Raw genomic sequence first — 20,441 nt, forward strand, 5'->3', positions numbered from 1 at the left:
GCGCGTCAGGCGCGGAGCGCCTCGTGCCGCACCACGAGCCAGCCGGCCGGCACTGAGAGGCGATCCGCGTGCGGCGAGCACAGGTCGTGCGCGTTCGGATGCTGCGCGAGGCCGAGCGGTCCGAGCGCAGCCATCTGGTCACCGTAGTCGTAGGTCAGGGTCGCCACCGCTTCGCGTGCGCAGCCCACCTTCGAGCAGAGTCGTCCGTCCATCACCGTCAGCGTACGTCCGCCCGCCCACGGAGCAGCGGTGCCGCGCCGCGATGGCGCAGAGCACCGCCTAGACTTCTGACATGCCCCGTCGACGCAGTGCACCCGCATCCGCCGCTCCCCGGCGCGGCGCACGTCACGGACGCCACGGGCGCCTCGGACGCAGTGAAGTGGTCCGCCCGCCGCTCCCGCCGCTCGACGGTCGGATAGACCGCTTCGATCTGACGGTCGGCACCGCCGTGGAGTTCCTTCGGGGCACGTGGCCGGAGTTGCAGGAAGTGCGGTTCGAGATCGGCGCGATGCCGAGCTTCGACGCCGTCGAGGACGTGCCACGGTGGTACCTCGACCGAGCGAACGCACGGATCGTCCTGTTCCGTCTCCCGATCGAGCGCCTCCTCCCTCCCGGTCACGACGATGCCGCGCACCGTCGGATGGCGATCGAGAGTGCCGTCTTCCGTGCGGCGGCCGAGTACGTCGGTCGCGAACCCTGGGATCTCGGCCACGAGCACTGAGCGCCGGCGAGCGGGTGACCGCTGGCCGCCGGCCCGGCTCCCGGTCAGGGATACACGGTGATGCTCTGCGCAGCCCCCGGGCTCGGTTGCACAGGCCAGCCGGCGAGCGCGCCGCCCGCAGCCATCGTGACCGCTGCGTGGACCGTGCCACTCGTCTTCAGCAGGTAGCTCGACCGCGGCTCGACCGGCACGTCGAGCGATCGGTTCGATGCCACCGTGACCTCGGTGGGAGAACTGCCGTCCGCGGACGACAGCGTCACCGCGATGTCGTCGTCCGTCGTGTTCATCAGATGCAGCACCGCGGTCGGGCCGGCCGGAACGGCGAACAGCGCATCGGCGTCGATCTCCGGAGCCGGGGTCACCCACGCGAAGTCGGTGCCGCGTCCGAGGCCATCCTGCTGCCGCACTGCCGAGAGCACCGGGGCGTCAGCATCGATCTCGAGCGTGTATGAGCCAGGCGCGAGTCCGCTCAGCGAGACATCGGCGGGAAGGGCAGCGGTCAGGTCGACGGTGAACTCGTTCACGGCTGTCGACGAGCCCGCCGCCCGGACGATCACGCGTGCCTGTGTCGCGGTCTGCGGCGACAGCAGTCTCAGGACGGTCATGTCGGCGTCGTCCCCGTCGCCCGCGAATGCCTGCACGCCGGCGATCACCGGGTTCTGCTGGGGTCCGGCCACGGCATCCTGCAGGTCCACGCCTGCAGGGTCGAGGGTTCGCACGAGCGAGGACTGCAACACGGCGCGCACCGGAGCCCCGTCGGACGTCACCTGCACGACCGGAGCCGTGCTCCCCGCCGCGACCGAGGTCAGGGCGAGCGAGACCTGCGTCGTCGCCGGCACGATGACTGTTCGCGTGCTGCGACTCTCGCCGTACACCGAGAGCGTGACGGTCGCCGGCACCTCAGACGCGTTCGTGAGCGCGATGATGTCCGACGTCCCCGTGGCGACGCTGCCGCCGACGAGCCACGACTCCAGCCGTGGAGTGCCGCAGGGAATGGCGGCGAAGCCGCTGAGATCGTCAGCCGAGACGGAGATCGACTCGGTCGCCGCGATCAGCGGAGCCGTGCGCCCCGAGACGGCGCCGGTCAGCACTGCGGCCTCACCGGCATCCACCACATCGGCGACGCGGATCGGGCTTCGGGTGAGCGGCGATGTCGTCGATCCATCGGTCAGGTCGGTGGTGCCGGCCGACCGCACTGCGAGCGGGTCGGACGAATCCCTGCCGATCGCGCGCAGGTCGCCGTTGCACACGAGGGAGCTGTCGCCGGCGAGCGGCGTCACCTCGACCTGCGCCGGTTCGTGGCTCACCTGCGGCCAGGGCGCATGGATCGCGGCGACCACGCCGGCAACACAGGCGACCGCCACGACGGCACCTGTCACCAGGCGAGCGCCGGTGGCCACGACGCGGACGGCTCGGTTGGCGCTCATCGCTGGTCCTCCGTGTCGCGGTGGTCTTCAGGGGCATCCTGTGCAGCGGATTCCCGTTCCGAGCCCTCAGGCTCAGCGGCATCCGGCGCAGGGAGATCGTCTGCGCGCTGATCAGGCACGTTCGCATCGGCGATCGAACCGTCGTGATCCGGGCTCGCCGTGTCCGCTGCATCGGACTGATCCTCGACGAGCGGCTCCTCGGCCGAGGGCTCCCCGATCGGGGGGTGCTCGTCCGATGCCTCGACCGTCGTCGCGTCGAGTTCATCGTCCTGCAGGTCATCGGCGTGATCGACGTCCTCGAGGCGCCGGGGAAGCACGATCAGCTCCTGCGGAACCTGACCGACGATGCGCGACTGTGCGCGGGCAGCGCGTCGCGAGGCCCTGGTCGGGATGGAGAGCAGCAGCGCGGCGAACACGACGAGCAGCTGCAGCGTGACCGCAAGTCGAGCTGCGCCCTGCTGCGTGGCGGTCATCGCGGCGGGTGCTGCGATCTCCGTGTCGACGCTCCAGAGCACCCCGCGATCCGTCGTCCCCGCGTGCACGAAGCCGGCGCGTTGATCGATCGACGCCGTCGCTGTCGTCCGCAGTGCTCGGGCCTTGTCGCCCTCGCCCTCGCTCTGCTGCGCGAGCAGGACGTAGCTGATGCCCTGCGCGGCGAGGTCGCCGGGCGCATCGAACACACGCGCCGAGAGCAGGTCGACAGACAGGGCCGTGAGGTCGGCACCCTGGAGGTGGGTCGCGGTCGTCAGCATGGTCGTCTGGGCGCCGAGGGTCTCACTGCCGCCCCACACGACGTCCACGGCGAGTCCGCCGTCGTTCTGCGGGGTGAGCACGAGCGTGGCAAGGTCGCGATCGGCCGCGGCCTGCGCAGCCACGTACGCGGGGAGCGTCGACTGCGGACCGTTGCGAAGCGCCGTCTCACCGAGATGGAACGCCGTGAGCGATGGCACTGCGAGGATCACGAGCGCGACGGAAGCGACCGCCGTGGCGACGAAGCGGATCCTCGGAAGGGTCAACGCCGTGTCGAGCGTGACGAGCGCAGCGCCGACCACTCCGGCCCAGGCGAGGCTGAGGCCGGTCCCCGGCCAGATCGGCACCGGAGTGCCCTGCGTGAAGCTCACGGTGATACCGACGACCACGAACGCCGTGGCGAGTCCGGCGAGCGCGACGACGAGGAGGGTGATTCCCGCACGCCAGCGCGGTGCGACGGCCGAGGCGAGAGCCAGGAGCGCGAGCGGCGCGCAGAGCACCGATGCCCATGCGCCGAGCGGCCCCGCGGCGAACGCCGTCCAGCCTGCCAGATCAGCGGTCGGGAAGCCTGTCGCGATCGCGAGCCTGCCGGCGGCATCCGCGGTCGCCTGCGCTCCGGTCCAGATCAGACCGGGATCGCCGAGCAGCGCGAGCGGGGTGCCGTGCACGAGCTGCCAGACCACCAGCGGCGCGAACATGACCGCAGCGGGAACGGGAAGCCAGAGCAGCCGACCGGCACCTCGGAACTGCGCCGTGCCGAGTGTGATTCCGAGCGCGACCAGCCACAGCAGGAGGAGGGCCGGGACGAGCGAGGGCGCGCACGCGGCGACAGCGGCGAGGAGCAGGGATGCGGCGCCTGCCGCTCCCCAGGACCGGTGCGCGACCACGGCGGCATGGAACAGCCAGGGCAGCAGCAGGTGCAGCAGGACGGCGGCCGGTCGTCCCTCGACGAGTGCCGTCAGGAAGGTCGGAGCAAGCGCCCACGCCACTCCCGCGAAGATGCGAAGACCCGCGCGGTCGGTCACCCTGGTCGCGGCGAACCATCCGCCGAGCACGGCGAGCGGCAGCGCGAGCACCCAGAGCAGCACGAGTGAGAACGAGGGGCCGGCCGGCCAGAGGCTGCCGAGCACCGCGATCACAGCCGCGAACGGGTCCGCAGGGCCCACGACGCCGACGCCGACGCCGCGCTGCCCCCAGGCCGCATCGCTCCAGAGCGCCGCAACCGTGTCCCGAAGCGGCAGCAGTCCCCCGCCACCGAGCGTCGGCCAGGCGAGCACCATCGTGAACGAGACGATGCTGACCACGAGAGCACCGAGCACCGCCCATGCGCCGCCGCCCGAGAAGAACCGGAGTTCGCTGACCGCGCCGCCCTCGCTGCCGTGCCCGTCGTCGAGACGTCGCCGGAGCGCGGATGCCGTGATCCGAAGCGGGGTGATGCTCGCCCACGACGAGGTTCGGAATGCGCGGATGCTCCGCCGAGAGCGCGCGATCGCGCCGAAGCGCACCATGGCGGTCACGGCGGCGCCCCACTCGGGCAGCACTGCTTCAGGGCGCTTGCCGATCAGGTGCGTGATCGATCGCCAGAGCGCGAGCGGGATGAGGGTGAGCCAATGGAACACGAGCGCTGCGGCCGGCGCATAGGCGAGCCTGCGGTGCAGTTGGGCGAGTCTCGTGACGAACGCGCGTCTGGTCCGTCCGGCGGGGAGTGCTGCAGGACCGTCAGGCGAGACCGAGATCCGTGCGGCAGGAGACAGCACGACCCGGCCGCCGCCGAGCCTCGCGCGCACACCGAGGTCGAGTCCCTCGTCGGCACCGGCAAGGGCCGGGTCGGGGCGGAGCGCATCGCGCACCTCGCTGCGGATGAGGATGCCGCGGATGTCCGATCCGAGCACATCGTCGACACCGTCGTGCTGGCCCTGGTCGAGTTCGCCCGCCGCCAACTCCACGGCACGGCCGAGCGTCGTCATGGTCACGCCGAGCGAGACGATCTCCCGGTCGTTGTCTGTGTCGACGAGCTTGGGGGCGCTGATCGCTGCGGACGGCGACCGCTCGAGCATTCCGTTGAGACGCTCGAGCGCGCGCGGATGCGGCACTGTGTCGTGCGCGAGCAGCCAGACGGCTGAGCCTTCGGCAACCCGTGGCCTGGCGAGCTCGACAGCTTCGGCGAACGACGTGGTCGCCCTGGCTTCGATGATCCCCTCGACCGTGCGGGCGACGGCGTCGCTCTCCCGCGCAGACGCCGCGTCGCCGCACATCACGAGCGTGACTGCGGCGGGGGGTGTGGTCTGAGACCGCACCGCTTCGAGTGTGCGGAGCAGCTGAGCGCGGGCCGATGATCCGGGGCGCGCGACGATGATGGCGTGAACTCGGGCTGGCATGACCTCGTCAGCCTATGCGCGCCGAGTCGATCGCGAGGGCAGTGCCCCCGGCGCGCCTGCGAAGCGCTGCGCAGGGTTTCCCCTTGGAACCCGCCGTGTCACGGCGCGGACGGCGTAGTCAGCTGGCGCGGCGCTTGAGCTTGCGACGCTCGCGCTCGGAGAGCCCGCCCCAGATGCCGAAACGCTCGTCGTTGTTGAGTGCGTACTCGAGGCATTCGCCACGGACATCGCAGGTCGTGCAGATGCGCTTGGCATCGCGAGTCGATCCGCCCTTTTCGGGGAAGAAGGCTTCAGGGTCGGTCTGCGAGCACAATGCGTCGCTCTGCCAGGCGAGAGCGTTGTCGTCGTCGCCGCTCGGCTTCCGCACCCCCGGCACTCCGAGGTTGATCGGATCGACGAACCAGTTCTCCGGTACGTCGGAACGGTATCCCGTCATCTCGATCTCCAACCCTGTCAGTGCCCCCCCGTGGGCTTCTTGCTTCCCTAATTACACCCGTGTCATTCGCTCCGGTCAAGTCGCGGATCGTAAACCCTCAAGAATGTCTTGAAGGTTCATGCGCGTCATCGGCGTGTCGCGTCCGGACACTGCGAATCGACACGCCCGGCGGTCGGGAAGCGGGGGTCGGCGGGTCAGGCGCCCGGCGTCGCGATGAACGCCTCGCCGTTGCCTGAGAGGCGCAGCAAGCGCTCGTCGACCGTCGCGAACGCAGCCTCGCCGACCGCGATCGCGAGCGACTCGCCGTCCGCGGTGGCGACGTCGACGGCGCCCGCCGTGACGAGCACCATCGCCGGGCCTGCGACCTCGACATCGACGGATGCACCGGTGAGCGTCACGCGGCGCAGTGCGAAATCGGGGACCGGAGCGGGATAAACGGTGATCGCCTCATCGCCGCGGGGCCGCAGCACCGGCACCTCTCCCGGCGTCGCATCGAGAATCGAGAGCAGCTCAGGCACATCGATCCGCTTCGGAGTGAGCCCCCCGCGCAGCACGTTGTCACTCGCCGCCATGATCTCGACACCGAGTCCCTCCAGGTAGGCGTGCAGGAGCCCCGCTCGGAGGAAGATCGCCTCGCCACGGCGCAGCGTCACGTGGTTCATCAGCAGCGCGACGACCACGCCGGGGTCACCGGGGTACGTTCGGGCGATGCCGGCGACGGCTGCGAGCGTCGGCGCCCACTCCCCCGCTTCGGTCCGCGCAGCGGCGTCGGACACCGCGTCGATGATCTCGTCGACCTCGCTCTGCGCCTCGCCGCCCAGCAGCCATCCGATGGTGTCCCGCAGCACGTCACCCTCGCCGGTGAGGCGCGCACGGAGGCCGACGATCGCCGGCCCGTCACCGAGCACGTCGAGCAGGGCGAGCGTGCTCGCGACCGGACGGAGTCCGCTCAGCGACTCGAAGCGCTCGCTCAGCGCGACGATCAGCTCAGGCTTGTGGTTGGCATCACGGTAGTTCCGCGTCGGATCATCGGACGTCTTCGTCGACTCGCGCGCCCACCCGTCCTGCGCCTGCGCGATCGTCGGATGCACCTGGATCGACAACGGCTGCGCGGCAGCGAGCAGCTTCAGCAGATACGGCAGCGTCCCACCGGTGACCTGGTCGAGCGTGCCGCCGCCCCGCACGTCCGCCGGGTCGCCAGGGTGGTCGCCGAACCAGACCTCGGCCTCAGGTGCTCCGGACGGCGCACGACCCTCCAGCTCGGCCAGCAGCGAGGTGGAACCCCAGGCGTAATCGCGGGGCGTGTTCGTGAGACTCAGCAGCATGCCACCAGCGTAGAGCCGGGCGGAGATGTTCAGCGACGCGCGAGGCGCGGCGCGGTAGCCTGAACGCGATGGCTCAGCACACCAGACACCCGATCGCGGCCCCGCCCACAGCGCCAGAGCGCGAGTCGACGGGGCACCTCCTGCTGCGCGGGTACGTGATCCTGGTCCTCATCGCGATCTTCGCGCACACGGCCGTCTACAACCTCGTCGGCCAGACCGGCGCCGGCATCGCGATGATCCTGTTCACCCTGGCGACGCTCGCGATCGGTGTGCCGATGATCTCGCGCCGGCAGCCGCAGCCCTTCCGCTGGCGCCGTCTGCCGTGGACAGCCCTCGGCTACACCGCCCTGGCCCTCGTCTCGGTGGCCTGGTCACAATGGCGCGGTCCGACGCTCCTCACCTGGGTGCTGCTGGCAGCCGTGACGGTGAACGCGTTGTTCATCGCCCATGTGCTCACCTGGCACGAGATCGTGCGCGCGCTCTCCTCTGCGTTCAAGTGGATCCTCGGACTCTCGCTCGCGCTAGAGCTGTGGGTCTCACTCGTGATCCACGGGCCGCTGCTGCCGAACTTCGCCACGCTCCCGGACGGCAAGCTCGACCCGCAGTGGTACTGGGTCCGGGACAACCTCCTCGACGGGGGCCGCGTCCAAGGCATCGTCGGCAACGCGAACCTGCTCGCCATCATCTCCCTGTTCGCGATCATCACGTTCGGCATCCTGTTCGCCGCCCGCGCCCGCTGGCGCACGACGCTCGCATTGTGGATGGCGCTCGCCGCCTACTTCCTGTTCCGCACCGCCTCCGCCACCGCCATGGTCTGCGCAGCGGCTGTCGCCGTCGTGCTCCTGGTCGCGCTCCTGATGCGCAGGGCGCGCACCCCCGGCGCACGGACCCGGATCTACACGGTCGCCATCGGCGGCACGGTGCTCGCGGTCGCCGCGGTCTGGCTGCTCAGAGAGCCGCTGCTGGGTCTGCTCGGCAGGAGCGCCGATCTCACCGGTCGATCAGAGAAGATCTGGACCAAGGTCATCGCACGCGCGATGGAGCATCCGGTGTTCGGCAACGGGTTCTCCAGTCCGTGGATCCCCACCGACCCGTCCTTCGATCGCTGGATCGTCGACCACGACATCACCGTCTTCCACGCCCACAACATGTGGCTCGACGTGTTCCTGCAGCTCGGCGGACTCGGCGTCGTCCTGATGGCGATCGTCTACCTCACGCTGCTGTGGCGTGCATGGTTCTTCGCCGTCGACCGCCCGCGCTGGGATCTCAACTCCTCGCGCCAGTTCTCCCCGCTCACGCTGCTCCCGAGCCTGTTCACGGTCGTGCTGCTCGTCCAGGGCCTTTCGGAGTCCACCCCGATCATGCTCTGGGGCTGGTTGCTCGTGATCCTGCTCTCGTTCAAGCTGAAGTCGGTGCCGTTGGTCGGCGTCGGCGAGCGCGACCTGGTGTTCGAGCGCGGCACTCGACAGCGGCGCGTGCCGTGACCGCCGTTCGACGGATGGCCAGAATCCTGGGCTCCGCCGAGATGGCCCGCGCCTTCACCGTCGCGTGCCTCGCAGCGGTGTTCGGCTCGTTCGCGATCCAGCAGCTCACGTCAGCGGTGACGCTCGCGGCGATCGTGGCCGGCCTCTGCCTGATCGGTGCAGCGATCCTCTGGGTGCGCCGCGACGAGCTGTCTCCGCTGCGCGTCGCTCCGTCGTCGCTGCTGGCCTTCCTTGCCTGGGCGCTGATCAGCGTGATCTGGACCACCGATCGCGGCGACACCGTCTTCGGCTGGGCCTCGCTGTTCGGCTATGCGTTCCTCGCGATCACCATCGGGCACATCCGCGACACGCTGCAGACCGTGCGGGCGATCGGCGACACCCTGCGCGTGCTGCTCGCAGTCTCACTCGGTGTCGAGATCCTCTCCGGGATCCTGCTCGATGTGCCGTTCGCGGTGCTGCACGTCGAGGGTCTGATCGCCGACGGCGGCCCGATCCAGGGCATCTTCGGCAGCCGCAACATGCTCGGCTTCATCGCCGTGATCGCACTGATCACCTTCGTGATCGAGTGGCGCACCAGGTCGGTGGACTCGCCGCTCGCGATCGGGTCCATCGCGCTCGCCGGCTCGCTGGCATTCCTGTCGGCCTCCCCGACCGTGCTGGTGCTCGCCGTCGCCGTCGGCATCGTCACCGCCGCACTGACGATCGTGCGGCATGCCTCCGCTGAACGCCGCGCCACCGTGCAGTGGGTCCTGGGCGCGCTCGTGACGATCGCGCTCGCTGTCGCCTTCGCGCTTCGGCATCAGATCATCGCCCTGCTGGATGCCGGTTCGGACTTCTCGCTCCGCGGCGACCTCTGGAACACGATCCTGGACTTCGTCGCCCTCAAGCCGATTCAGGGCTGGGGATGGTTCGGCGCATGGTCTCGCGGGGAGTATCCGTTCACCTACATCAACTTCCAGCTCGACGATCGCCATCAGAGCGCACTGAACGCGTTCTTCGATGTGCTGCTGCAGCTCGGCGCCGCAGGCCTCGTACTGTTCCTGCTGCTGGGCGGCATCGCCCTGGTGCGCTCCTGGCTGGTCGCGAGCGTGCGGCGGTCCGTCGTCTACGCCTGGACACCGATCATGCTGGTCACGCTCGCGGTCGACTCCATGTTCGAGAGCTTCACCCTCATCGACGCCGGCTGGTTCATGCTCGTGCTGTGCGCGCTCCGCGCCGGCCAATCACGTTCCTGGCGCGAGAGCATCGACGCCGCGAACACCGGCGTCATCCCGATCCTGCGCCCGGAGGCCTGAGCCCAGCCCGGCAGCAGTTGCTCATTCCAGCGAGCGCAGCTTCTCGGCCCAGGCGAGCGCATCCCTGACACCGTCTTCGATCGATCGCTCCGCACGCCAGTCGAGGATCGCGGCCGCTCGCTCCACGATCGCATACGCACCGGCCTGATCACCGGGTCGGCGAGGCGCCTCGACGACACGCAGCCGCGCACCGCTCACCCGTTCGAACGCCGCGGCGAGTTCACGCACGGTGACGCCGTCGCCGGTGCCGATGTTGATCACCTGGTAGGGCGCAGCTTCCGTGGCGACCTCGTCGAACCGCTGCACCGCTGCGACGTGCGCGAGCGCGAGATCCCACACGTGGATGTAGTCACGGAGCCCCGAACCGTCACGAGTCCCCCAGTCGGTGCCGGTGATCGAGAACGCCTCGTCATTCGCGCTCGCCCGCATGATCACGCCGAGCGCGTGGGTCGGGAGCGGGTTCTGCAGCCCGGTGCGCAGGCGCGGGTCGGCGCCGATCGGATTGAAGTACCGGAGAGCGATGGCTCGGAAGTCTCCGGCGTCGGCGGAATCCCGCAGCACCTGCTCGACCATGGCCTTCGTGGTGGCGTAGGGGCTCGATGGTGCGAGAACGCCGGTCTCGTCGACACCCTGACCACCCTCAGCCGAGTACACGGCTGCAGAGGAGCTGAACACGATGCGGCTGATCCCCGCGTCGCGCAGACGCCGCAGGAGGACGATGGTCTTGCCGACGTTGGTGTCGTAGTAGCCGAGCGGATCGGTCACGGACTCCGACACGACGATCCGAGCGGCGCAGTGGATCACGGCGTCGATGTCGGGGTGCTCCGCGAGCACTCGGTCGAGCAGCGTGCCGTCCGCGATGTCGCCGACGTAGAGCCCGCGCCCCTCGCCGAAGTCGCGACGGCCGGTGGAGAGGTCGTCGATCAGCACGGTCTCGATTCCGGCCTCGATGCACGCCGTCGCGACGGTGGATCCGATGTAGCCGGCGCCGCCGGTGATCAATACCTTCATCGCGGCCATCCTATCGCGGCACCCCGGGACGACCGCGGCACGCCCCTCCTCCGCAGATCCGAAGGTGGCGGACGATAGGCTACTCTCTGCTCGTCGAGTCCACTGCACCCCGCGAAACGAGGCGGTCGGTGGCACAACATCGGAGAACCTCCCAGTGGTCCACGTCCTTCAGAACGTCGTCTTCCCGCTCGATCGCGACCCCGATCTTCTCCCGCTGTACGCGGACCCCGAGACCTGGTCCGTCATCGAGGACGAACCTGTCCGCGTCTCGAACCGCGCCCACCTGGGCAACGTCCTCGGACGTCACCGTGCGCGCATCGTCGCAGGACGCCGGGTGTCGCTCGGCACCTACTTCAACGCATTCCCCGCCTCGTACTGGCAGCACTGGACCAGCGTGCGCCAGGTGCAGCTCACGGTGCGGACGACGGGTCCGGCGACGATCCTCGTGTATCGCTCGAACGGCTCGGGCGTCCAGCAGCGCGTCGCCACCCGCGAGGTCTCCGGCGAGGCGTCGTCCTCGTTCGACCTGGATCTCACGCAGTACAGCGACGGCGGCTGGATCTGGTTCGACATCGTCGCCGATGAGAAGCAGGCGGTGCTCGAGGGCGCCGAGTGGACGACCGCACAGGAACCGGCGCGTGCAGGCAAGGCCTCGCTGGGAATCACGACCTACAACAAGCCCGACTACTGCGTCGAGACGCTGCGGGCGCTGGCTTCCTCCCCCGACGCACTGGAGTTCGTCGACCGGATCTTTCTGATCGATCAGGGAACCCAGCTGGTCTCCGACCAGGACGGCTACGACGATGTCGCGACGCAGCTGGGCGAGACGCTCCAGGTGATCCGACAGGCCAACCTCGGTGGCTCCGGCGGCTTCGCCCGCGCGATGCACGAGTCCCTGCAGCGGCCGGAGAGCGATTTCGTCCAGTTGCTGGACGACGACGTGCGGCTCGAACCGGAATCGCTGCGCCGTTCCATCGTGTTCGGCCGCTACGCCACCAGTCCGGTGCTCGTCGGCGGCCACATGTTCGATCTCCTTGACCGTCCGAAGCTGCACGGCTGGGCCGAAGTCGTCGACGAGGCACCGTTCATGTGGCGCAACCTCTACCAGGAGGAGATGCCGCACGACTTCGGTGTGGCCAACCTCCGCCAGTCGACCTTGCTGCACATGCGCATGGATGCCGACTACAACGGCTGGTGGATGTGTCTGATCCCGCTCGACGCGATCCGCAAGGTCGGCCTGTCGCTCCCGGCGTTCATCAAGTGGGACGACGCCGAGTTCTGCCTGCGCGCCGGCGAGCAGGGGTTCCCCACCGTGTCGATGCCCGGCGTCGCGCTCTGGCACGTCTCCTGGGTGAACAAGGACGACACGATCGACTGGCAGGCGTACTTCCACGCCCGCAACCGGATCGTCGCCGGGCTGCTGCACTCGAACGCGCCGCGTGGCGGACGGCTGCTCGTGCACAGCCGCCGCGTCGATCTCAAACATCTGATGATGATGCAGTACTACCCCGTCGCCCTCCGTGCCCGCGCCTTGCGCGATGTGCTCTCGGGCCCGGATCACATGCGGCGGAACCTCGCGACTGCGATGCCCGCCGCTCGGGCACTCGCCGCTGATTTCGCTGAGACCACGGTGCACCGTGACCCGACGACCGTCCTGCACTCCCGGCGCGGCCGGCAGGTGTACAAGCAGCTGTCCAAGAACGACCTCGACAACCCGACGGGCATGCGACTGCGGTGGTTCACCCTGTCGACCCTGGTCGCGCACTGGCTGCATCGCCCGAGCCCGCAGAACGTCGCCCAGCCGGAGGTGGAGTTCGGCAAGGAGGACGCCTACTGGTGGCGCGTGCCCGTGTTCGACAGCGCCCTCGTGAGCGCCGCTGACGGCTCCGGCAAGAACATCTACACGCGCGATCGCGCCAAGTACCGGCGGATGCTGCGCGAGACGGTCAGACTCCACTCCGAGCTCCGCCGACGCTGGCCGGAACTGCAGCGGCAGTACCGCGCAGCGCTCCCAGACCTCGTTTCCCCCCAGTCCTGGCAGCAGATCTTCGAGGAGAAGGCATGACCGCGGCACCCGCTGCATTCGACCCGAACGCGGCGACGATCGTCATCGTCACATACAACCGCTCGCACCTTCTGACCGGACTGCTCACGAGCATCTCCGCGATGGAGCCGAAGCCCGGTCGAGTCGTGATCATCGACAACGCCTCGGTCGACGACACCACCGACGTCGTCGAGTCGTTCCGGGAGGACATCGGTACCGAGATCGTCTACCGCCGCCTGGAGACCAACACCGGCGGCTCCGGCGGCTTCAGCGAGGGTATGCGCACCGCATACGAGCTCGGATCCGAGTGGATCTGGATGATGGACGACGACGTCGAGGTGCTCCCCGACGGTCTCGCGCGGATGGGCAGATGGACTCCGCGCTTCAAGAGCATCCAGGGTCGGCGGTTCGACTACGACGGCAGCGAGTTCTACTGGCAGTACCGGATCGCCGAGCGGATGGGCATTCCGATCCCATTCGCGCCGTCCGGGTTCGATGCCTCCGGGTACAAGGAGATGAACAGCGGATGCTTCGAGGGCATGTTCATCCACCGCTCCATCGTCTCGCAGATCGGTCTGCCCGATCCCCGCTTCTTCATCTACTGGGATGACCAGATGTACGGCTGGCTCGCGTCCAGACGCACCACCGCGGTGATCGTCGACGAGTTCGTGCTGCGCCGCACCCGCGAGATCAAGCAGTGGGACATGGGCATCCGTCACATGAACGCCTCGAGCAACGCCTACCGCTTCTACATCATGCGGAACCGCGCCTACATCAAGCAGTACTATCGCGTGCATCACGTGTACAACCCCGTGCTGTTCGGGCTCGGTACCGCCATGACGTTCGCCAAGGAGCTCATCCGCCTGGTCTTCGTCGAGCGCACGGTCCGGGGCACCAGCAATCTCTTCCGCGGGCTCAAGGAGGGCGGCCGGCTCGGTCGCGATCGTTCCTGGCAGCCGATGGCACCTCTGGAGGCATGACCATGAGTGAGCAGCAGCCGGAACTCCGCTGGGCCCCGATACCCCCGAAACCCAGTAACCGCGGCCGGATCTGGCTGATCGTCGGCCTCTCGGTGCTGGCGCTCGTCATCGTCGGGGCGCTGCTGTTCTTCCTCCTCCCACGAGGCGGCGCTCCTGACCCCGGCTCCAGCGCCTCGCCGTCTCCGTCGGCGTCGCCCACCGCGAGCAGCACGCCGACCCCCTCAGCGACCCCGGAGGATCCGGAGACGCCGGTGAACACCCCGCCGCCGCCGGTCGACCCCGACCTCGCCACCTTCCGCACGCAGGTGACGCCTCGCCTCGACGATGCAGGCACCGGCCTCGGCTTCATCGCCGATGCGGGCAGTCAGGAGGAGGCCGCGTCGATCGTCGAGCAGCTGCAGATCGACGCACAGCAGCTGTCCGACGTGGTGCCGCCGTCATCGATCGCGTCGCAGTGGCGCGATGCCGTGAGCGCATACTCCGCTCAGCTCGAGAAGCTCAGGATCGCCGGCACCGGCTCGGGGTCGACAGCGGCCATCGAGAGCGCGCAGAACGCGCTCTCGGAGCTTCGCGCCGTCATCGGGTCGTAGCGCGGCACCACGGACCGGAGGCGGTGCTCAGGCGGCCGGCGGCATCGCGGCGTCCGTGTACAGCTGCGCGGCCAGTGCCGCCTTGCGCTGGCCGAACTCCCGAGCCTTGGCGGGGAAATCGGGGTCCCCGGTGGCGGCCGGGACGACAGCGTTCGCATCCTCCTCCGACGCCCAGTCCGACCAGCCGGTGCCGAGCTCTTGCAACGACCCGTGCTTGACGTCGTAGTACCCGGGACGAGCATTCAGCACGGTTCCGCGTGCGCCCGCCGCCGCCGCGAGCAGATGGAAGTGGAACCGCGTCGTCAACCAGGTCTGCCCCTCGAAGGCGGGGAAGCCGTTCTCCCAGATCCGCATGAAGGGGTAGAAGGGCGCCGCATCCTCGACGTAGGCCTTTGCGTGGCGGAAGTCGTCCGGCGGGATCGCCTCGGCGAAACCGACCTGGCTCGCGACCTGCTGTTCCGACATGAACCGCTCGACCGCTCGACCGAGCTGTTCGTCTCGCTCTGCGTCTGCCATGTCGCCCTGCACGAGCACCATGGTCGCGGGCAGCTCTGCGGCCGGGGCGTAGAGCTCGCGCCCGTTCGAGAATGCGAGGAACGCGTCATCGAGCCCGGCGGTCACGTCGAACGCCCGCGCTCCCTCCGCGTCACGAGACTCGACGTAGTCGAACTCGTGGAGCCGCTCGCGCAGCCAGTCGAGCGTCGGGCCGTCATGCGGCATCAGCCCCTGCCCTGTCGCGAAGATGGGAATGCCGAAGTCCGCCTTGAGCGTGGTCATCGCCGTGATGATCCCGAAGTTCTCCGGCCAGATCGAGTTCATGTATCCACCGCCAAGCAGATGCATCGACCCCATCGTGCGGAGATCGCGCAGGCCGAGGTCGTACCGGGGCGATCCGAGATCACGCACCAGACTCTGCATCCGCTGTGCCGCAGCCTCGGGGTCATCCGATGCACCGGTGTGGGTCGCATGCCACAGCGTGTTCGTCGTCCGCAACCGCGGATGGGTGTCGCGGAAGAGGTGGGATGCGCGCCCCGGCTCGATGGTGTCGAGCCAGACCTCCCGGTTCGGTTGATGCTCGGCGAGCCAGTCGAGCCAGGCACGGGTGATGAACTCGTCACCGAAGTTCGGCTGTCCCCCTGCCGAGATGAGGTAGATGGGAGCTTGGAGGGGCTGGGAAGACTGGGGGGCTCGGAAGAGCTCCTCGCTCGCACGACGGATTCGGCGTGCCGCGCGCACAGGAAAAGACGACACGTGCAACTCCTCGGGTCAGACGGGGATGACGCGATCGGGTGAATCGCGCCGTTGCTCCTAGGAGCCTATCGTCCTCGACTGAGACGTCGGCGATTCCGCCCGCTAGCGACCGCTGTCGGCGTTGTACCGGTCGAGCACGGTGTCGATCGGAGCATCGAGCACGAGCGCACCCTTGTCCAGGTAGAGCCCTCGCGAGCAGAACCGACGCAGGTCGCGCTCATTGTGCGAGACGAAGAACAGCGTGCGTCCTTCGGAGAGCAGCTCGTCGATGCGCTGGTAGCACTTGTCGCGGAACCCCTTGTCCCCGACCGCCAGCACTTCGTCGACCAACAGGATGGGCTCGTCGAGCTGTGAGACCACGGCGAACGCGAGGCGCACCTTCATACCGTTCGAGAGGTGCTTGTACGGAGTGTCCTCGAATCCGTCGAGTTCCGCGAAGGCGATGATCCCGTCATAGCGGCGCGCGACTTCGGCACGCGACATGCCGTGCAGGCCGGCCGTCAGGCGCACGTTCTCCCGCACGGTGAGATCGCCGACGAAGCCACCGGTGATCTCGATGAGCGGCGCCACACCGCCGTTGACGGTCACGGTTCCCTCGTCTGGCAGCAGCACCTTCGCCACCAGCCGAAGCAGCGTCGACTTGCCCTGTCCGTTGCGACCGACGACGCCGATCGCCTCGCCTGGGAGCACCGTGAACGAGACGTTCCGGAGCGGCCAGAACTCTCCGGGGCGCGACCGTCGACTGGCGCCCGCGAAGAGGTCTTTGAAGCTCCGGCGTCCACGCCGGTTGCGGCGGAAGCTCACCCCGAGCCCCTCCACCGCGATCGCCACGTCCTGCACACCGCCAGCTGGCATCAGAGTTCCTTCAGGACGGTGCGCTCGAGGCGACGGAAGACGAAGATGCCGAGAGCCAGGATGACGAAGGTCATCACCACGCCGATGATCACGGCTTCGGAGCTCCACTGATCGGGGAAGAACCCGGCGCGGTAGAGCGTGAAGATCCCGGAGAGCGGGTTGAAGGCTCCGATCACGTCGAACGGTGCCGGGAGATCGGCGACACCGTAGATGATCGGAGTGGCGTAGAAGAGGGCGCGAAGGATCAACGCCGTCGTGCGCTCGAGATCCGAGTAGAGCACGCAGAGCGGGGCCACCAGCAGTCCGAGCCCGACGAGCAGCACCGTCTGCAGGATGACCGCGAGCGGGAACCACAGCAGCCCCCAGCCGACCGGAGCGCCGGTCGCGACAGCGAACAGCACCAGCACCGGCATCGAGCAGAGGAACTCGATGCCCTTGCTGAGGACGATCCGGTTCACCCAGATCGACCGCGGTATCGCGGTGGATCGCACCAGACGCGAGTCCTTCTTGAACGCGCGTGTGAAGTCCGAGACCGAGGTGTTGAACCAGACCCACGGCAGCAGCGCCGTGATGAGGAACACGATGTAGGGCTCCTCACCGACCGATCGGTGGAAGACGACCGTGAACACGAACCAGTAGATCGCGCTCATCACCAGCGGATCGAGCACCGACCACAGGTAGCCGAGCATGCTCGTCGCATAGCGGACGCGCAGGTCGCGGGCCGACAGCAGCCACAGCGAATGCAGGTAGCGCCGGGGCGTGCCCGGTGCCCCCACTGTCGAAACGCTCATCCCGCTCCTGTGTCCGAATCGCCGCGCTGCGCGCCCGCAGGCGTCAGTCGCCGCTCTGCACGGTGTCGAAGGTCTTCCGCCACTGCTCCGGAGATGTGATTCCGGGTGCTCCGTCAGTGTATTCGGCCGCGAGGCGGCCCCACTGCCGGGCGAGCTTCCAGTGCAGACGGATGCTGCGCAGCAGGAACCTGTGCATCATCGCTCGGTCACGCTGGTACCACGCGACGCCGATGCCGTCCGGCGAGGTGACGAGCGCCGAGTCGATGTCGGCGAATCGCCACCACGTGATGTCCTGGGCGGAGATGACCCGCTCAGGGTTCCTCCGACTCCCCGGAGCGTGCTTGATGAACAACTGGCGAGCAGCGACCCTGAGCGCAAGAGCGATCGCCATGACCGGGTTGGTCGGCCTGCTCACCCCGCCGAGCAGCGCGACCGAGGAACGGCGCACGGGTGGGAGCGTCGCGAAGTCCTCGACGACTTTCGAGTCGACGTAGTGCGTTCGCAGTTCGCGGATCTCCGCCTGCTTCCCCGGCAGGAGCTCCGGAAGCCGCGCCGGGCCTCCGAAGACGTCCCTGAGCGCCTCGTGGCGCAGCCGGACCGCGGAGTACTGCAGCATGAACAACAGCTTGATGTCTCCGAGGAAGGCATGCAGGGGGAAGTACCCGCCGCCGCGGACGTGCGAGTGCAGCAGCCCCGTGATCGTCCGGTTGCGGTGGATGAAGTACTCCTCCCAGGTGCGGGTGGGGTCCTTGTCGTGCCAGGCCATGTGCCACACGGCGACGCCGGGAAGGCAGACGGTCGGATAGCCGTGGTCACGAGCTCGCAGCGAGAACTCGACGTCGTCGAACTTCAGGAACACCGGCAGCGAGAGACCGATCTCGCGCATGATCTTCGTCGGGATGAGGCACATCCACCACCCGTTGAAGTCCGCTCCGAGATGACGGTGGAGCTCAGGAGTCGATCGCAGCGGCTCCTCCGCGAAATCGTGGTCATACTCGCTCTCACCGGAGGGGCGCATCCACGAGCTCCGCTGGTCCCAGACCTCGCCCTGCGTGTAGAGCACTGAGCGATCGTCGAGGTGCAGCATCCCGCCGCCCACGATGGTCGGGACGTTGGTGAAGTCCCCGAACCGAACCGCGCGCACGATGGCCTCCGGTTCGGAGATCGCATCGTCGTCGAGCAGCAGCACGTAGTCGCTGTCCGCCTCGAGGGACTCGAGCATCGCACGCGAGAAACCACCGGAACCGCCGAGGTTCGGCTGCCGGATGATCTCGAGCTTCTCACCGAGGCGGGCCGCCGCATCGGCGAAGCCCGGCTGGTCGGAGACCAGGTCCGTCCCCTGGTCGACGACGACGACACGGTCGAGCACATCGTGCACGTGCTCGTTCTGGCCGACAGCGATGATCTGATTCAGGCAGTACGACGGACGGTTGAAGGTGGTGATGCCGACCGTCGCCTTCCCCGGCTTCCAGCCATCCGGCGCCTCGACCTGCCATTCGGCAGAGACCAGCGTCGCGTCCTCGCTGCCGGCCGCGATGTCGAACCAGTAGAACCCGCCGTCGATGAACGAGGTCACCGGGAGGTCGAAGGTGACGGTCTCATCCGTGAACGTCTTCGACGCGTGCGCTGAAGCGCGTCCACGAGCGCTGGACTTGTAGACGGAGATCAGTCCGCGCCCTGCGACGGTCGCCACCAGGCGGACCGCTCGCACGGCCGTGGAGTGCTGCCAGTCGCTGGCCGGGAACGCGTTGAAGTACGTGCTCAGGGACACACGCCGGTGGGCGTACACCTTGATGCCCCGGCGGTCGACGATCTCGTAGGCCTCGCCCGGCTGGGAGCCGTCACCGGATCCGGTGTCGACGTAGAGCGCCGACACCTCCGCCACGCCCTCGGAGGGGAACACCGTGTGGTTGACGGTGACGTACTGCTTCTCCTGCTCGACCATTGTCATCGTCCTCTCAGGCGAGGGTGTTGTTCCACATCGACAGCGCGGATCCGATAGCCATGTGCATGTCGAGGTACTGGTAGGTGCCGAGGCGTCCACCGAAGTGCACGTCCTGCTCGCCCTTGGTCAGTTCGCGGTACGCGAGGAGCCCGTCGCGGTCGCTCTGCGTGTTCACCGGGTAGTACGGCTCGTCGTCACGCGTGGCGAAGCGCGAGAACTCGCGCATGATGACCGTCTTGTCCTGGGGATAGCGGTCGGCGCGCTCCGGGTGGAAGTGACGGAACTCGTGGATGCGCGTGTACGGGACGCTGGAGTCCGCATAGTTCATCACGGGCGTGCCCTGGAAGTCTCCGGTCGCGAGGACCTCTTCCTCGAAGTCGAGCGTGCGCCAGGAGAGCTCGCCCTCCGCATAATCGAAGTACCGGTCGACCGGACCGGTGTAGACGATCGGGACCTGTCCGACAGTGGCCTTCTTGTTGAGCGGCTGGGACTCGTCGAAGAAGTCGACCTCGAGCTTGACCTCGATGTTCGGGTGGTCGGCCATGCGCTCGATCCACGCCGTGTAGCCGTCCGTGGGAAGGCCTTCCCACGTGTCGTTGAAGTAGCGGTTGTCGTAGGTGTAGCGGACCGGCAGGCGGCTGATGATCTCGGCCGGGAGCTGCTTCGGGTCGGTCTGCCACTGCTTCGCGGTGTAGTCGCGGATGAAGGCCTCGTAGAGCGGACGGCCGATGAGACCGATGCCGCGCTCCTCGAGGTTCTGCGCCTGCTTCGAATCGAACTCTCCGGCGAGCTCGTGGACGAGCGCCCGTGCCTCATCGGGCGAGTACGCCGCGGTGAAGAACTGGTTGATGGTGCCGAGGTTGATCGGCAGCGGGAACACGACGCCCTTGTGGTTCGTGTAGACGCGGTGCACGTAGTTCGTGAAGCTCGTGAAGCGGTTCACGTACTCCCAGACCGTCGGGTTCGACGTGTGGAACAGGTGGGCGCCGTAGCGGTGCACCTCGATGCCCGTCTCCGGCTCGTTCTCGCTGTAGGCGTTGCCACCGATGTGGTGACGGCGGTCGATGACCGTGACCTTGCGTCCTGCTTCCGCAGCGCGTTCAGCGATGGTGAGGCCGAAGAAACCCGACCCGACGACGAGGAGATCCATTGATGCAA

Annotated in this window: 17 protein-coding genes; 6 read left to right on the forward strand and 11 right to left on the reverse strand. The window is 68.3% G+C overall.

Annotated features, from left to right (window positions below; genetic code table 11):
- Positions 1 to 5: 5 nt before the first annotated feature.
- The gene (locus RS83_RS17185; RefSeq protein WP_045280651.1) at positions 6 to 212 is read right to left on the reverse strand and encodes a DUF3499 family protein; all 207 of its coding nucleotides are present in this window, start codon (positions 210 to 212) and stop codon (positions 6 to 8) included.
- 80 nt (positions 213 to 292) lie between these two features.
- On the opposite strand from RS83_RS17185, the gene RS83_RS17190 reads away from it, so the two are divergent.
- Positions 293 to 721 carry a hypothetical protein gene (locus RS83_RS17190; protein WP_230113646.1) on the forward strand — a complete coding sequence of 143 codons (429 nt, stop codon included), beginning with the start codon at positions 293 to 295 and terminating at the stop codon, positions 719 to 721.
- Between the two features lie 44 nt (positions 722 to 765).
- Here the strand turns inward: RS83_RS17190 and RS83_RS17195 are convergent, their stop codons facing one another.
- From RS83_RS17195 to manA, 4 genes are all read right to left on the reverse strand, one after another.
- Positions 766 to 2,148: a DUF5719 family protein gene (locus tag RS83_RS17195; protein ID WP_045280653.1), complete on the reverse strand. Its 1,383-nt coding sequence runs from the start codon at positions 2,146 to 2,148 to the stop codon at positions 766 to 768.
- Positions 2,145 to 5,276 carry a glycosyltransferase gene (locus RS83_RS17200; RefSeq protein ID WP_231587803.1) on the reverse strand — a complete coding sequence of 1,044 codons (3,132 nt, stop codon included), beginning with the start codon at positions 5,274 to 5,276 and terminating at the stop codon, positions 2,145 to 2,147. Before RS83_RS17200 ends, RS83_RS17195 begins: the two co-directional genes overlap by 4 nt.
- Before the next feature lie 118 nt (positions 5,277 to 5,394).
- Complete coding sequence (locus RS83_RS17205) at positions 5,395 to 5,712, reverse strand: WhiB family transcriptional regulator (RefSeq protein ID WP_082071713.1); 318 nt, start codon at positions 5,710 to 5,712, stop codon at positions 5,395 to 5,397.
- A gap of 194 nt (positions 5,713 to 5,906) precedes the next feature.
- Positions 5,907 to 7,037, reverse strand: coding sequence for a mannose-6-phosphate isomerase, class I (gene manA / locus RS83_RS17210; protein WP_045280654.1), 1,131 nt, complete (start codon positions 7,035 to 7,037; stop codon positions 5,907 to 5,909).
- 68 nt (positions 7,038 to 7,105) lie between these two features.
- On the opposite strand from manA, the gene RS83_RS17215 reads away from it, so the two are divergent.
- Positions 7,106 to 8,521, forward strand: a complete 1,416-nt coding sequence (locus RS83_RS17215; protein ID WP_045280655.1) for an O-antigen ligase family protein — start codon at positions 7,106 to 7,108, stop codon at positions 8,519 to 8,521.
- Between the two features lie 14 nt (positions 8,522 to 8,535).
- Positions 8,536 to 9,816 (forward strand): O-antigen ligase family protein, encoded by a 1,281-nt coding sequence (locus RS83_RS17220; RefSeq protein WP_045280656.1) that lies wholly within the window; start codon positions 8,536 to 8,538, stop codon positions 9,814 to 9,816.
- A gap of 21 nt (positions 9,817 to 9,837) precedes the next feature.
- Here the strand turns inward: RS83_RS17220 and galE are convergent, their stop codons facing one another.
- Entirely contained in the window at positions 9,838 to 10,827 is a 990-nt protein-coding gene (galE, locus tag RS83_RS17225; protein ID WP_045280657.1) for a UDP-glucose 4-epimerase GalE, read from the reverse strand.
- Positions 10,828 to 10,981: 154 nt separating this feature from the next.
- Here galE and RS83_RS17230 point away from each other — a divergent pair, with 154 nt between their 5' ends.
- The 3 genes from RS83_RS17230 to RS83_RS17240 are packed head-to-tail and all read left to right on the forward strand — an operon-like array spanning position 10,982 to position 14,441.
- Positions 10,982 to 12,892 carry a glycosyltransferase gene (locus RS83_RS17230; protein WP_052679161.1) on the forward strand — a complete coding sequence of 637 codons (1,911 nt, stop codon included), beginning with the start codon at positions 10,982 to 10,984 and terminating at the stop codon, positions 12,890 to 12,892.
- Positions 12,889 to 13,851, forward strand: coding sequence for a glycosyltransferase (locus tag RS83_RS17235; RefSeq protein WP_045280659.1), 963 nt, complete (start codon positions 12,889 to 12,891; stop codon positions 13,849 to 13,851). The genes RS83_RS17230 and RS83_RS17235 overlap by 4 nt, the downstream gene beginning before the upstream one ends.
- 2 nt (positions 13,852 to 13,853) lie before the next feature.
- Positions 13,854 to 14,441: a hypothetical protein gene (locus RS83_RS17240; RefSeq protein WP_231587804.1), complete on the forward strand. Its 588-nt coding sequence runs from the start codon at positions 13,854 to 13,856 to the stop codon at positions 14,439 to 14,441.
- Between the two features lie 27 nt (positions 14,442 to 14,468).
- Here the strand turns inward: RS83_RS17240 and RS83_RS17245 are convergent, their stop codons facing one another.
- The 5 genes from RS83_RS17245 to glf form a co-directional block, all read right to left on the reverse strand.
- On the reverse strand, positions 14,469 to 15,692 hold the full coding sequence (locus RS83_RS17245) for a polysaccharide pyruvyl transferase family protein (RefSeq protein ID WP_156153243.1): 1,224 nt from the start codon (positions 15,690 to 15,692) through the stop codon (positions 14,469 to 14,471).
- 102 nt (positions 15,693 to 15,794) lie between these two features.
- Entirely contained in the window at positions 15,795 to 16,547 is a 753-nt protein-coding gene (locus tag RS83_RS17250) for an ABC transporter ATP-binding protein (RefSeq protein WP_045280661.1), read from the reverse strand.
- The gene (locus RS83_RS17255) at positions 16,547 to 17,338 is read right to left on the reverse strand and encodes an ABC transporter permease (RefSeq protein ID WP_045280662.1); all 792 of its coding nucleotides are present in this window, start codon (positions 17,336 to 17,338) and stop codon (positions 16,547 to 16,549) included. The genes RS83_RS17250 and RS83_RS17255 overlap by 1 nt, the downstream gene beginning before the upstream one ends.
- A 43-nt stretch (positions 17,339 to 17,381) precedes the next feature.
- Positions 17,382 to 19,289: a glycosyltransferase gene (locus RS83_RS17260; RefSeq protein ID WP_045280663.1), complete on the reverse strand. Its 1,908-nt coding sequence runs from the start codon at positions 19,287 to 19,289 to the stop codon at positions 17,382 to 17,384.
- Between the two features lie 7 nt (positions 19,290 to 19,296).
- Positions 19,297 to 20,433 (reverse strand): UDP-galactopyranose mutase, encoded by a 1,137-nt coding sequence (gene glf, locus RS83_RS17265; protein ID WP_045280664.1) that lies wholly within the window; start codon positions 20,431 to 20,433, stop codon positions 19,297 to 19,299.
- Between the last annotated feature and the right edge of the window lie 8 nt (positions 20,434 to 20,441).

Origin of the sequence: Microbacterium oxydans (assembly GCF_000956525.1) — a bacterium.
GTDB lineage: Bacteria > Actinomycetota > Actinomycetes > Actinomycetales > Microbacteriaceae > Microbacterium > Microbacterium oxydans_A.

What these genes read in the sequence shown, in the direction of transcription:
- RS83_RS17240 (WP_231587804.1), top strand. Translation starts at nt 13,854, where the DNA reads ATGAGTGAGCAGCAGCCGGAACTCCGCTGGGCCCCGATACCCCCGAAA.
- RS83_RS17235 (WP_045280659.1), top strand. Translation starts at nt 12,889, where the DNA reads ATGACCGCGGCACCCGCTGCATTCGACCCGAACGCGGCGACGATCGTC.
- RS83_RS17205 (WP_082071713.1), bottom strand. Translation starts at nt 5,712, where the DNA reads ATGACGGGATACCGTTCCGACGTACCGGAGAACTGGTTCGTCGATCCG.
- RS83_RS17220 (WP_045280656.1), top strand. Translation starts at nt 8,536, where the DNA reads ATGGCCAGAATCCTGGGCTCCGCCGAGATGGCCCGCGCCTTCACCGTC.
- RS83_RS17185 (WP_045280651.1), bottom strand. Translation starts at nt 212, where the DNA reads ATGGACGGACGACTCTGCTCGAAGGTGGGCTGCGCACGCGAAGCGGTG.
- manA (WP_045280654.1), bottom strand. Translation starts at nt 7,037, where the DNA reads ATGCTGCTGAGTCTCACGAACACGCCCCGCGATTACGCCTGGGGTTCC.
- RS83_RS17215 (WP_045280655.1), top strand. Translation starts at nt 7,106, where the DNA reads ATGGCTCAGCACACCAGACACCCGATCGCGGCCCCGCCCACAGCGCCA.
- RS83_RS17260 (WP_045280663.1), bottom strand. Translation starts at nt 19,289, where the DNA reads ATGACAATGGTCGAGCAGGAGAAGCAGTACGTCACCGTCAACCACACG.
- RS83_RS17200 (WP_231587803.1), bottom strand. Translation starts at nt 5,276, where the DNA reads ATGCCAGCCCGAGTTCACGCCATCATCGTCGCGCGCCCCGGATCATCG.
- glf (WP_045280664.1), bottom strand. Translation starts at nt 20,433, where the DNA reads ATGGATCTCCTCGTCGTCGGGTCGGGTTTCTTCGGCCTCACCATCGCT.
- RS83_RS17190 (WP_230113646.1), top strand. Translation starts at nt 293, where the DNA reads ATGCCCCGTCGACGCAGTGCACCCGCATCCGCCGCTCCCCGGCGCGGC.
- galE (WP_045280657.1), bottom strand. Translation starts at nt 10,827, where the DNA reads ATGAAGGTATTGATCACCGGCGGCGCCGGCTACATCGGATCCACCGTC.
- RS83_RS17255 (WP_045280662.1), bottom strand. Translation starts at nt 17,338, where the DNA reads ATGAGCGTTTCGACAGTGGGGGCACCGGGCACGCCCCGGCGCTACCTG.
- RS83_RS17250 (WP_045280661.1), bottom strand. Translation starts at nt 16,547, where the DNA reads ATGCCAGCTGGCGGTGTGCAGGACGTGGCGATCGCGGTGGAGGGGCTC.
- RS83_RS17195 (WP_045280653.1), bottom strand. Translation starts at nt 2,148, where the DNA reads ATGAGCGCCAACCGAGCCGTCCGCGTCGTGGCCACCGGCGCTCGCCTG.